The organism is Streptomyces sp. RPT161, assembly GCF_027533845.1.
Taxonomy (GTDB): domain Bacteria; phylum Actinomycetota; class Actinomycetes; order Streptomycetales; family Streptomycetaceae; genus Streptantibioticus_A; species Streptantibioticus_A silvisoli_A.
In genome coordinates, this window is record NZ_JAPZVN010000024.1 from 12,333 (window position 1) to 24,090 (window position 11,758).

Here is an 11,758-nt window from a genome sequence, read left to right on the forward strand (position 1 = left end):
GTGCGGTCTCCGCAGTGCCGACGATAGCGCCCGGCGCCGGGGTCAGCGACCGTCTCCCGCCACCGCCCTCAGCCGAGGTTCACCCGCGACGCGGTCACGAGGGGTCAGTGCCACTGGTCATAGCCGAGCTTGGCGACCAGCAGCACGACGACCACGAGCAGCGCGTACCGGACGAACGAGGCGCCCCGCTTGAGCGCCATCCGCGCCCCGAGCGCGCCACCCGTCACGTTGCCGACGGCCATGCCGGCGGCCAGCAGCCACAGCACGTGCCCCTGGACCACGAAGACGATGAGCGCGCCGAGGTTGGTGCCGACGTTCACCACCTTGGCCATGGCCGAGCCGTGCACGAAGTCGGCGCCGAGCACCAGCAGGAAGGTGATGATGAGGAAGGTGCCGGTACCGGAGCCGATCACCCCGTCGTAGAAGCCGATGCCGGCACCGCTGAGCGCGGCCGCGAGCGCCGCGCGGGAGCGGCTGAGCCGTACCGGCGCGTGGGTGCGGCCGAAGTCGGGGCGCAGGGTGACGAACGCGCCGACGGTCAGCAGCGCCGCCATGATCACCGGGCGGAACACACCGCTGGGCAGCGCGGTGGCCACCAGTGCGCCAGCGGACGCCGCGGGCAGTGCGACCGCCGCCGCCAGCCCGACGAATCTCCAGTTGACGTCGGTTTTGCGCAGGAAGGTGATGGTGGCCGAGGTGGTGCCGGTTATCGCCACCGCCTTGTTGGTGCCGAGCACGGTCGCGGTGGGCAGGGTGGGGAACGCCACCAGCATGGCCGGGAGTTGCAGCAGACCGCCGCCGCCCACCACGGCGTCGATCCAACCGGCGGCGACGGCGACGGGTATCAGTTGCAAGGCGTCCAGCGCGGTCATCGGTCCCCACCCTTCGTCCAGGCCACCGATCATGCCGGACGCGGCAGCCGGCGGTTGAGCCGCCCCGGGGTGCGGGTGGCCCGCCGCTCAGGCCTCGACGACCTTGCCGTCCGCCACCTCGATCCGCCGGTTGGTACGCACCGCGCCGAGCATCCGGCGGTCGTGGGTGACCAGCAGCAGCGTGCCGTCGTAGGAGGCCAGCGCGGACTCCAACTGCTCGATGGCGGGCAGGTCAAGGTGGTTGGTGGGCTCGTCGAGCACCAGCAGGTTCACGCCGCGGCCCTGGAGCAGGGCCAGCGCCGCCCGGGTCCGCTCCCCCGGCGACAAGGTGGCGGCCGGGCGCAGCACATGGTCGGCCTTCAGTCCGAACTTGGCCAGAAGCGTGCGGACTTCGGCCGCGGGCATCTCCGGCACGACGGCGCCGAAGGCGTCCAGGAGAGCCTCATCTCCGTAGAAAAGCCCCCGGGCCTGGTCCACCTCGCCGACCACCACGCCGGGCCCGAGCGAGGCCGCGCCCGCGGTCAGCGGGATCCGGCCGAGCAGGGCGCCGAGCAGGGTGGACTTGCCGGAGCCGTTGGCACCGGTGATCGCGATCCGGTCCGCCCAGTCGACCTGGAGGTCCACCGGCCCCAACTGGAAGGTTCCGCGCCGTACTTCGGCGCCGCGCAGGGTGGCCACCACCGCTCCGGCGCGGGGTGCGGCGGCGATGCTCATCCGCAGCTCCCACTCCTTGCGCGGTTCCTCGACCACTTCGAGCCGCTCGATGAGGCGCTCGGTCTGCCGGGCCTTGGCGGCCTGCTTCTCGGTGGTCTCCACCCGGGCGTTGCGGCCGATCTTGTCGTGGTCGGTGGACCTGCGGCGGGCGTTCTTCACGCCCTTCTCCATCCAGGCGCGCTGCATACGGGCCCGGGCCAGCAGGTCGGACCGGTTCTGCGCGTACTCCTCGTACTCCTCGCGGGCGTGCCGCCGGGCGACCGCGCGCTCCTCCAGGTACGCCTCGTAGCCGCCGCCGTAGACGTTCACCTGCTGCTGGGCGAGGTCGAGTTCCACCACGCGGTTCACGGTGCGGGTGAGGAACTCGCGGTCGTGGCTGACCACGACGGTTCCGGCACGCAGTCCGGTGACGAAGGCCTCCAACCGGTCGAGGCCGTCCAGGTCGAGGTCGTTGGTGGGCTCGTCCAGCAGGAAGACGTCGTACCGGCTGAGCAGCAGCGAGGCGAGACCGGCACGCGCGGCCCTGGCCACCGGAGAGCGAGGCCATCGGCTGGTCGAGGTCGACGGTCAGGCCGAGGTCGGCGGCGACCGTCTCCGCGCGGTCCTCCAGGTCGGCCGCGCCGAGCGACAGCCAGCGCTCCAGTGCGGTGGCGTACGCGTCGTCGGCGCCCGGCGCTCCGTCGACCAGGGCCTCGGTGGCGGTGTCGAGTTCACGCTGGACGGCGGCCACACCGGTGCGGCGGGCGAGGAAGGCCCGTACCGTCTCGTCGGACCTGCGCTCCGGCTCCTGCGGCAGATGACCGACCACCGCCGCGGGCGGGCTGAGCCGCAACGTTCCCTGCTCCGGGGCGTCGAGACCGGCGAGCAGCCGCAGTAGCGTGGACTTCCCGGCGCCGTTGGCCCCGACGAGCCCGATGACATCACCGGGTGCGACGACGAGTTCCAGACCGGAGAACAGGATGCGGTCGCCGTGTCCTGCGGCGAGGCCCTTGGCGACGAGAGTGGCACTCATAAGGGAGTAAATCCTAGCTGGAGGTATGTGCCGTGCCCAGTAAGAAGGCCCTCGTCCGCCGCCCCAGCCCGCGCCTCGCGGAGGGTCTGGTCACCCACATCGCACCCGAACCGGTCGACGCGGCGCTGGCCCTGCGGCAGTGGGAGGGCTATGTCGAGACCCTGCGGGCGCACGGCTGGCAGACCGTCGAGGTCGCTGCCGCCGACGAGTGCCCGGACGGGGTGTTCGTCGAGGACACCATGGTCGTCTTCCGCAACGTCGCGCTGATCGGCCGCCCGGGGGCGCAGTCCCGCAGACCGGAGACCGAGGCGGCCGAGCGGGCGGCGTCCGGCCTCGGGATGTCCATCAACCACGTCCGTGAACCGGGAACCCTGGACGGCGGCGATGTGCTCAAGATCGGTGACACGGTGTACGTGGGCCGCGGTGGCCGCACCAACGCGGCCGGAGTACGGCAACTGCGCGCCGCGTTCGCGCCACTGGGCGCCCGAGTGGTGGCCGTGCCGGTCAGCAGGGTGCTGCACCTCAAGTCGGCGGTGACCGCGCTGCCGGACGGTACGGTGATCGGCCATCCGCCGCTGGTGGACGATCCGTCGGTGTTCCCGCACTTCCTGCCGGTGCCGGAGGAGGCCGGGGCGCATGTCGTCCTGCTGGGCGCCGACCGGCTGCTGATGTCGGCTTCCGCCCCGAAGACGGCCGAGCTGCTGGCCGCTCTCGGCTACACCCCGGTCCCGGTCGACCTCACGGAGTTCGAGAAGCGCGAGGGCTGCGTCACCTGCCTCTCGGTTCGTGTGCGCGAGTTGTACGGCTGACGCCTGCCGGGTGGTGGGCGGGAGGTCGCTGCGAGTGCGGCCCCGCCGGGCTCCACCGTCGTGGTCACGCACCGACGCGGCGGGCTTTCTCGGTGTCGGGCCGACTCAGCCCCGGCATCCCGGCCGGAAGGCGAAAAACCATGCAAGCACGCTTGATTGTTCCCTGTCCCGGTGCCAGCCTTCTCCCGTGGCGCAGCCAGACCCGAACTGACACCACGTCAACTGGGAGGCCCGCATGGCCAATACGCTCCTCGCCGGGCCCGAATACCTGGCGAACCGCGAGACCGCCCTCGCACGCCTCGCCGAACTGGACGCCGAACACGCCAAAGCCATCGCCGGAGGCGGCCAGAAGTACGTGGACCGGCACCGAGCACGCGGCAGACTGCTGGCCCGCGAGCGGATCGAGCTGCTGCTCGACCCGGACACACCGTTCCTCGAACTCTCCCCGCTCGCCGCCTGGGGCAGCGACTACCCGGTGGGTGCCTCCATGGTCACCGGCATCGGCGTGATCGAGGGCACCGAGTGCGTGATCACCGCCAACGACCCCACGGTACGCGGCGGCGCGAGCAACCCCTGGACGCTCAAGAAGGCGCTGCGCGCCAACGAGATCGCGTTCGCCAACCGGCTTCCGCTGGTCAGCCTGGTCGAGTCCGGCGGCGCCGACCTGCCCAGCCAGAAGGAGATCTTCGTCCCCGGTGGCGCGCTGTTCCGGGACCTGACCCGGTTGTCCGCCGCCGGAATCCCCACCGTGGCCGTGGTGTTCGGCAACTCCACCGCGGGCGGGGCGTACATACCGGGAATGTCCGACCACGTGATCATGGTGAAGGAGCGTTCCAAGGTCTTCCTCGGCGGGCCGCCGCTGGTGAAGATGGCCACCGGTGAGGAGAGCGACGACGAGTCGCTCGGCGGCGCCGAGATGCACGCCCGTTCCTCCGGCCTCGCCGACTACTTCGCGGTGGACGAACCCGACGCGCTGCGCACCGCCCGACGGGTCGTCGCCCGGCTGTGCTGGCGCAAGTCGGGGCCCGCACCGCGCCCCGACCCGCTGCCGCCGCGCCACGACGAGGAGGAACTGCTGGGCATCGTGCCCGGCGACCTGCGTGTCCCGTTCGACCCGCGCGAGGTGATCGCGAGGGTGGTGGACGACTCGGCGTTCGACGAGTTCAAGCCGCTCTACGGGCCGAGCCTGGCGACCGGTTGGGCCGAACTGCACGGCTATCCGGTGGGCGTACTGGCCAACGCGCGGGGCGTGCTGTTCAGCGCCGAGTCGCAGAAGGCGGCGCAGTTCATCCAACTGGCCAACCAGCGCGACATCCCGCTGCTGTTCCTGCACAACACCACCGGCTACATGGTGGGCAGGGAGTACGAGCAGGGCGGCATCATCAAGCACGGCGCGATGATGATCAACGCGGTGGCGAACTCCAGGGTCCCGCACATCTCCGTGCTGATGGGCGCGAGTTACGGCGCGGGCCACTACGGCATGTGCGGCCGGGCGTACCAGCCGCGCTTCCTGTTCGCCTGGCCGAGCGCCAAGTCGGCGGTGATGGGTCCCGCGCAGCTCGCCGGAGTGCTGTCCATCGTCGCCCGCCAGTCGGCGGCGGCGCAGGGCAGGCCGTACGACGAGGAGGCCGACGCCGCGCTGCGCGAGGCGGTGGAGCGGCAGATCGAGTCGGAGTCACTGCCGATGTTCCTGTCCGGACGGCTCCACGACGACGGTGTGATCGACCCGCGGGACACCCGCACGGTGCTCGGCCTGTGCCTTTCTGCCATCCACAGCGCGCCCGTCGAAGGGGCGCGCGGCGGATTCGGCGTCTTCCGGATGTAGGGGGCTGCTACGTGATCTCTTCCCTGCTGGTGGCGAACCGCGGCGAGATCGCCCGCAGGATCTTCAGGACCTGCCGCGAACTCGGCATCGCCACCGTCGCGGTCTACTCCGACCCGGACGCCGACGCCCCGCACGTACGCGAGGCCGACGCCGCCGTGCGGCTGCCGGGCAGCGCGCCCGGCGACACGTATCTGCGCGGCGAGCTGATCGTGCGGGCCGCGCACACGGCGGGCGCGGACGCGGTGCACCCGGGGTACGGATTCCTCTCGGAGAACGCCGGGTTCGCGCGTGCCGTACTGGACGCCGGGTTGACCTGGATCGGCCCGCCGCCCGAGGCGGTCGAGGCGATGGGGTCGAAGACCCGGGCCAAGACCCTGATGGCGAAGGCCGGTGTGCCGCTGCTGGAACCGGTCGACCCGGCGACCGCCACACCGGACCAACTGCCGCTGCTGGTCAAGGCCGCCGCGGGCGGCGGCGGACGCGGTATGCGCGTCGTCCGCGAACTCGGCCATCTCCAGGGAGAGTTGACCGCGGCGAGGGCCGAGGCGAGCGCCGCGTTCGGGGACGGCGAGGTCTTCGTCGAGCCGTACGTCGAGGACGGCCGCCACATCGAGGTGCAGGTGCTGGCGGACGCGCACGGCACGGTGTGGACGCTCGGCGAGCGGGACTGCTCGGTGCAGCGGCGGCACCAGAAGGTCATCGAGGAGACCCCGGCTCCCGGCATCGGCGACGAACTGCGCCGCACGCTGTACGAGTCGGCCCGCGAGGCGGCACGGACGATCGGCTATGTCGGGGCGGGCACCGTGGAGTTCCTGGTCTCCGGGGACGGCCGCCCGTACTTCCTGGAGATGAACACCCGCCTACAGGTGGAGCACCCGGTCACCGAGTGCGTGACCGGCCTTGATCTGGTGGCCTGGCAGATCCGGGTGGCCGAGGGCGCCCGGCTGCCCGGCGAGCCCGCGCCGCCGAGCGGGCACGCGATCGAGGCCCGGCTCTACGCCGAGGACCCGACCCACGACTGGCAGCCGCGCACCGGCACCGTGCACCGCTTCGCCGTCCGCGCGGCGGACGGCATACGGGTGGACTCCGGCATCGAGGACGGCAGCACGGTCACCGCGCACTACGACCCGCTGCTCGCCAAGGTCATCGCCCACGCGCCGACCCGGCAGCAGGCGCTGCGGCTGCTCGCCCACACGCTGGAACGGGCCCGGATCCACGGCCCGGTCACCAATCGCGACCTGCTGGTGCGGGTGCTGCGCGATCCGCGGTTCGTCGACGGCGGGGTGACCACGGCGTTCCTCGGCCAGCTGCCGCCGACCGCCACCGATCCGGGACCGGTTCGGCTCGCCGCGCTGGCCGCGGCGCTGTGCGACGCCGCGGGCCGTTCGCCGTTCGGCGGCTGGCGCAACGTACCGTCGCAGCCGCAGTCCAAGCGGTACCGCGCCGCGCCGAACGGCGAGGAGCACGAGGTCCGCTACCGGCTGGGCCGCGAGGGGCTGCTGGCCGAGGGCCACCCGGACGTCCGGCTGCTGACCCACACCACGGACCGTGCGGTGTTCGAAGTGGGCGGTGTGCGCCGCGAGTTCGACGTCTCGGTGTACGGGGACCGGGTGTACGTCGACTCGGCGCTCGGCGCGGTCGCGCTCACCGCACTGCCGCGCTTCCCGGAGCCGCACACCCGTACCGCGCCGGGTTCACTGATCGCCCCGATGCCCGGCACGGTGGTACGCGTCGCCGAGGTCGCCGTCGGCGACCGGGTGGCGGCCGGGCAGCCGCTGGTCTGGCTGGAGGCGATGAAGATGGAGCACCAGATCACCGCCCCCGCCTCCGGCACCCTCAGCACGCTCCAGGCCGCCGTCGGCCGTCAGGTCGAGGTCGGCACCGTACTGGCCGTCGTCACGCAGGAGGGCACCACCGAATGAGCGTCACCCTGGACAACGCGTTGCTGGACAGCGAGGAACGCCGCGCACTGCGCTCCGCCGTCACCGCCCTGGGCCGCCGCTACGGCCGCGAGTACCTCACCTCGGTCGTCCGCGAGGGACGGCAGACCGACGAGCTGTGGCGGGAGGCGGCCAAGCTGGGCTATCTGGGCGTCAACCTGCCGCAGGAGTACGGCGGCGGGGGCGGCGGGATCGCCGAACTGTCCATCGTGCTGGAGGAGTTGGGGGCGACCGGCTGCCCGCTGCTGCTGCTCGTGGTCTCCCCCGCCATCTGCGGCACCGTCATCGCCAGGTTCGGCACCGAAACGCAGAGGGCTCGCTGGCTGCCGGGGCTCGCCGACGGCTCGGTGCGGATGGCGTTCGGCATCACCGAGCCCGACGCGGGCTCCAACTCGCACCGGCTGACCACCACCGCCCGCCGGGACGGCGGCGACTGGCTGCTGTCCGGCCGCAAGGTCTTCATCTCCGGCGTGGACATCGCCGACGCGACCCTGATCGTCGGCAGGACCGAGGACGCCAGGACCGGCAAGCTCAAGCCCTGCCTGTTCATCGTCCCGCGCGACGCACCGGGCTTCGAGTTCCGGCCGATACCCATGGAACTGGTCGCGCCCGAGAAGCAGTTCCAGCTGTTCCTGGACGAGGTACGGCTGCCCGCCGACGCGCTCGTCGGCGACGAGGACGCGGGCCTGCTGCAACTGTTCGCCGGACTCAACCCCGAGCGGATCATGACTGCCGCGTTCTCCCTGGGAATGGGCCGCTACGCGCTGGACACGGCTGTGGAGTACGCCCGCACCCGGCGGGTCTGGGACACGCCGATCGGCGCGCACCAGGCGATCGCCCATCCGCTGGCCCAGGTGCGGATCGAGCTGGAACTGGCCCAGTTGATGATGCGCAAAGCGGCGTTCCTGTACGACGCCGGCGAGGACATGGCCGCCGGAGAGGCGGCGAACATGGCCAAGTACGCGGCCGCGGAAGCCGGGGCGCACGCCGTCGACCAGGCCATGCACACCCTCGGCGGCAACGGGCTCACCAAGGAGTACGGCCTGGCGTCGCTGCTGACCGCGTCCCGGGTCGGCCGGATAGCCCCGGTCAGCCGGGAGATGGTGCTCAACTTCATCTGCCACCACACCCTCGGCCTGCCCAAGTCCTACTGAGGAGCCCCGCATGCCCCACCTCCGACAGGACCACGAACGCGGCATCCGGATCGTCACCCTCGACTCGCCGCACAACCGCAACGCCCTGTCCACCGGGCTGGTCGCCGAGTTGCACGAGGCGCTGGCGGCGGCGGACAAGGCCCCGGACACCCGCGCCGTACTGCTCAACCACACCGGAGGCACCTTCTGCGCGGGCGCCGATCTGACCGAGAAGTCCCCCACCGGTCCACGGGCCCTCACCCAACTGCTGCGCACCGTCGTGGAGTCGACCAAGCCGGTGGTGGCCTGCGTAACCGGCCACGTCCGGGCCGGGGGCCTGGGGCTGCTGGCCGCCTGTGACATCGCGGTCGCCGGGCCGAAGGCCACCTTCGCCTTCACCGAGGCACGGCTCGGCCTGGCCCCGGCCGTCATCTCGCTGACCGTGCTGCCACGGATACCGGCCGCGGACGCGGCCCGCTACTACCTCACCGGCGAGGTGTTCGACACCGCCGAGGCGGTGCGGATGGGGCTGGTGAGCGCCGGCCTGGAGGCGCTGGACGGCATCCTCGACGGGCTGCGGGCCGCCTCCCCGCAGGGCCTGGCCGAGTCCAAGCGGCTCACCAGCGCCGCGGTACTGCGCGGCTTCGACCAGGACGCCGTGGCGTACGCCGAGCAGTCCGCCCGGCTGTTCGCCTCGGCGGAGGCGGCCGAAGGCGTCCGCGCCTTCCTCGAACGCCGGGAGCCGCAATGGGTGTTGTGACGCCGCGCACCGCCACCTTCCCCAAGCAGGACCGCAGCCGGGCGACCCGGCGGCGACTGCTGGAGGCTGCGGTGGCCTGCCTCGCCGAGCGCGGCTGGGGCGGCAGCACGGTCGCGGTGGTGGCCGAGCGGGCCGGGGTGTCCCGGGGGGCCGCCCAGCACCACTTCCGCACCCGGGAGGACCTGTTCACCGCGGCCATCGAGCATGTCGCGGAGGAATGGCTGGCGACGCTGCGCGAGCACGCCCGCACCCTGCCGGACAGCGGGGTGCCGCGCACCCGTGCCGTGGTGGAGATGCTGGTCGGCGTCTACACCGGAGCGCTGTTCCGGGCGGCGCTGCACCTGTGGGTGGCCGCCGCCGACGAGGACCAACTAAGGCCGCGGGTCGTGGCGTTGGAGAGCCGCATCGGACGGGAGGCACACCGGCTGGCGGTGGAGTTCCTGGGCGCGGACGAGACCGTGCCGGGGGTACGGGAGACGGTGCAGGCCACCTTGGACATGGCGCGCGGCCTCGGCCTCGCCACTCTGCTGCGCGACGACACCCCGCGGCGCACCGCGATCGTGCGGGAGTGGTCCCGGATCCTGGACTCCGCGCTGCGCCGGGACGGCTGACCGGCGCGCGTACGCTGGGGGTGGGCACACCCACGACGGTGGGAGATGCGTGGCGATGCGTACCGGAAGCGAACCGACACAGGCCCGCAGCGCGCTGCGGCTGCGGTTGGGGCTGACACTGTTCGGCCTCGTCTGGTCACTGGGCGCCATGGCGGGCTTCGCCGTCGCCCGGCAGCCGGGCTGGGCGGGATTCTTCGGCGCCGTCGCACTGGTGGCGGTGGTGGATCTCACCGTGATCGTCCACCACATGCACCAGGGCGCCCACTACCAGCCCGGCCGCGACATCCCGCCCTACTGGCCCGCGGACCGCGCCGCCGACCGCCGCACCCCGTGGTGGCACCGTTTCCGGTTGTGACGGCCGGCGGGGGTGTCGCTGCCCGCCGTCACCCGCGCCCCTCACCGGAACCCGTGCTACCGCGTGACGAAGTCGGCCATCATCGCCATGTCCTCGTGCTCCAGGTTGTGGCAGTGGAACAGGAACCGCCCGGTGTAGTCGGTGAACCGCACGGCGATCTCCGCCGACTGCCCGGGCAGCACGTCCACCGTGTCCTTCCACCCCGCGTCATGGCGTCCCGGCGCCCCTCCGTTACGGGCCACCACCTGGAACGGGTTGAGATGCACATGTATCGGATGGTGGAAGTCGCTGACGATCCGCCACAGCTCGGTCGTCCCCAGCTTCGGCGCCGCGAGCGAGCGCCCCGGCAGGTAGGGCATGCCGTTGATCGTCCAACCGGCCGTCGTCCGGCGGAAGGAGAACGTGCGTACCGCCATGGCGCGGCGCGGGTCGAGCCGTTCGAAGGTGCAGAGCCTGGCTGGCACCGCGGTCTCGTCGACCGGGGCGCGGGTCGCGCCGGAGACGTCGAACCGCATCACCTCCGCCGTGGTACCGCTGCCGAGGCGGTTGACCAGCCGTACGCGGGTGCCGGGCCGGTAACGGGCGAAGTCGACCACGACGTCGAAGCGTTCGGCCGGAGCCATCGGCAACACGTCGTGCGGCACCGGCCGTTCCAGTAGCCCGCCGTCCGCGCCGATCTGCACCAGCGCTTCCCCGCCCGGTGGCGGTGGATCCAACTCCAGCCGGTAGATACGGGAGTTGGAGGCGTTGAGCAGCCGCAGCCGGTACCGCAGCCGCCGTACGTCGAGCACCGGCCAGGGCACGCCGTTGACCAGGATCGTGTCGCCGAGCATCCCTTCCATCCAGTGGTGGGTCACCCCGGGCATCCCCCACTCGGGGTCGAGCGCCGGATAGTGGAAGGACCCGTCGGCGGCGAAGGACCGGTCGGTGATCATCAACGGGATGTCCCGCTCACCGCGCGGCAGCGGCAGCGCCTCCTCCTCGTCGTCGTGCACCAGGTGGAACCCGGCGAGCCCGCGGTAGGCGGACGGACCCGTGAAGCCCATGCGGTGGTCGTGGTACCAGAGCGTGGCGGCCCGCTGGTCCATCGGATAGCTGTACGTGCGCTCGCCCAGCGTTATCCGCCCCACTCCGCTGGTGTCGGCCATGGCGTACCGGTGCCGCCTGCTCCAGCCGACCGGCAGTATCAGGTCGGTGGGGTGGCCGTCGCTGTCGTGCGGGGTGTGGCCGCCGTGCAGATGGACGGCGGCCGGTTGCGGCAGCTCGTTGCGGTGGGTGACCACGGTGCGGCGTCCGGATCTGGAGACCAGCGTCGGCCCCGGATAGCTGCCGTCGTAGGTCCAAGCCTCGGTTTCGAGCCCGGGGAGTATGCGCAGGTGCGCGACCTGCTGGGTGACCTCGTAGAAGTCCGTGGTGGCGTCGGCGCGCAACGGGCGCAGCACCGCGGGTACGGGCAGCGGCACCTGGTACGGACGCGGAAGCGGGGCGGCGCTGCGCAGCGGCATCGGCAGCCCGGGGCGGCCGGGCGCCCGCAGCCGTCCGCCGAACGGGGCACCGGCCGCCAGGCCCGTCCCCGCCGCCGCTGTCAGGAAACGCCGCCGCTTCATCATGCCTCCTCGTCCGCGTCCGCCTCGTGTGCGTCGCTCGCGGTGTTGTCCCCCCACGCTGCGTCCGGCCCGCGGCGCCCGCCACGCGCGTTGCGCCAACAGGGCGACACTCACGGTCAC

The 11,758-nt window shown here is 72.3% G+C and carries 9 protein-coding genes and 1 pseudogene; 7 read left to right on the forward strand and 3 right to left on the reverse strand.

Annotated elements, in window-relative coordinates:
• Window positions 1-104 precede the first annotated feature (104 nt).
• Together O5O46_RS30365 and O5O46_RS30370 are read right to left on the reverse strand one after the other, a co-directional pair.
• Window positions 105-872: a TSUP family transporter gene (locus tag O5O46_RS30365; protein WP_269858840.1), complete on the reverse strand. Its 768-nt coding sequence runs from the start codon at window positions 870-872 to the stop codon at window positions 105-107.
• Window positions 873-959: 87 nt separating this feature from the next.
• Window positions 960-2,598: pseudogene (locus O5O46_RS30370) on the reverse strand (ABC-F family ATP-binding cassette domain-containing protein).
• 32 nt (window positions 2,599-2,630) lie between these two features.
• On the opposite strand from O5O46_RS30370, the gene ddaH reads away from it, so the two are divergent.
• The 7 genes from ddaH to O5O46_RS30405 all read left to right on the forward strand — a co-directional run bounded on the left by ddaH (window position 2,631) and on the right by O5O46_RS30405 (window position 10,031).
• A complete protein-coding gene (ddaH, locus tag O5O46_RS30375) occupies window positions 2,631-3,407 on the forward strand; it encodes a dimethylargininase (RefSeq protein WP_269858841.1) in 777 nt (258 codons plus the stop codon).
• A 235-nt stretch (window positions 3,408-3,642) separates the two neighbouring features.
• The gene (locus O5O46_RS30380; protein ID WP_269858842.1) at window positions 3,643-5,232 is read left to right on the forward strand and encodes an acyl-CoA carboxylase subunit beta; all 1,590 of its coding nucleotides are present in this window, start codon (window positions 3,643-3,645) and stop codon (window positions 5,230-5,232) included.
• 11 nt (window positions 5,233-5,243) lie between these two features.
• Entirely contained in the window at window positions 5,244-7,154 is a 1,911-nt protein-coding gene (locus O5O46_RS30385; RefSeq protein ID WP_269858843.1) for an acetyl/propionyl/methylcrotonyl-CoA carboxylase subunit alpha, read from the forward strand.
• A complete protein-coding gene (locus O5O46_RS30390) occupies window positions 7,151-8,326 on the forward strand; it encodes an acyl-CoA dehydrogenase family protein (RefSeq protein ID WP_269858844.1) in 1,176 nt (391 codons plus the stop codon). The genes O5O46_RS30385 and O5O46_RS30390 overlap by 4 nt, the downstream gene beginning before the upstream one ends.
• Before the next feature lie 10 nt (window positions 8,327-8,336).
• Entirely contained in the window at window positions 8,337-9,065 is a 729-nt protein-coding gene (locus tag O5O46_RS30395) for an enoyl-CoA hydratase family protein (protein ID WP_269858845.1), read from the forward strand.
• Entirely contained in the window at window positions 9,053-9,676 is a 624-nt protein-coding gene (locus tag O5O46_RS30400) for a TetR/AcrR family transcriptional regulator (RefSeq protein ID WP_269858846.1), read from the forward strand. Before O5O46_RS30395 ends, O5O46_RS30400 begins: the two co-directional genes overlap by 13 nt.
• A 55-nt stretch (window positions 9,677-9,731) precedes the next feature.
• Entirely contained in the window at window positions 9,732-10,031 is a 300-nt protein-coding gene (locus tag O5O46_RS30405) for a DUF6343 family protein (protein WP_269858847.1), read from the forward strand.
• 56 nt (window positions 10,032-10,087) lie between these two features.
• On the opposite strand, the gene O5O46_RS30410 is transcribed toward O5O46_RS30405, so the two are convergent.
• Window positions 10,088-11,641, reverse strand: a complete 1,554-nt coding sequence (locus tag O5O46_RS30410; RefSeq protein ID WP_269858848.1) for a multicopper oxidase family protein — start codon at window positions 11,639-11,641, stop codon at window positions 10,088-10,090.
• Between the last annotated feature and the right edge of the window lie 117 nt (window positions 11,642-11,758).

Excerpts from the sequence above, each read along its gene's own strand:
- O5O46_RS30405 (WP_269858847.1), top strand. The coding sequence starts at position 9,732 with ATGCGTACCGGAAGCGAACCGACACAGGCCCGCAGCGCGCTGCGGCTG.
- O5O46_RS30390 (WP_269858844.1), top strand. The coding sequence starts at position 7,151 with ATGAGCGTCACCCTGGACAACGCGTTGCTGGACAGCGAGGAACGCCGC.
- O5O46_RS30365 (WP_269858840.1), bottom strand. The coding sequence starts at position 872 with ATGACCGCGCTGGACGCCTTGCAACTGATACCCGTCGCCGTCGCCGCC.
- O5O46_RS30380 (WP_269858842.1), top strand. The coding sequence starts at position 3,643 with ATGGCCAATACGCTCCTCGCCGGGCCCGAATACCTGGCGAACCGCGAG.
- O5O46_RS30395 (WP_269858845.1), top strand. The coding sequence starts at position 8,337 with ATGCCCCACCTCCGACAGGACCACGAACGCGGCATCCGGATCGTCACC.
- O5O46_RS30410 (WP_269858848.1), bottom strand. The coding sequence starts at position 11,641 with ATGATGAAGCGGCGGCGTTTCCTGACAGCGGCGGCGGGGACGGGCCTG.
- O5O46_RS30400 (WP_269858846.1), top strand. The coding sequence starts at position 9,053 with ATGGGTGTTGTGACGCCGCGCACCGCCACCTTCCCCAAGCAGGACCGC.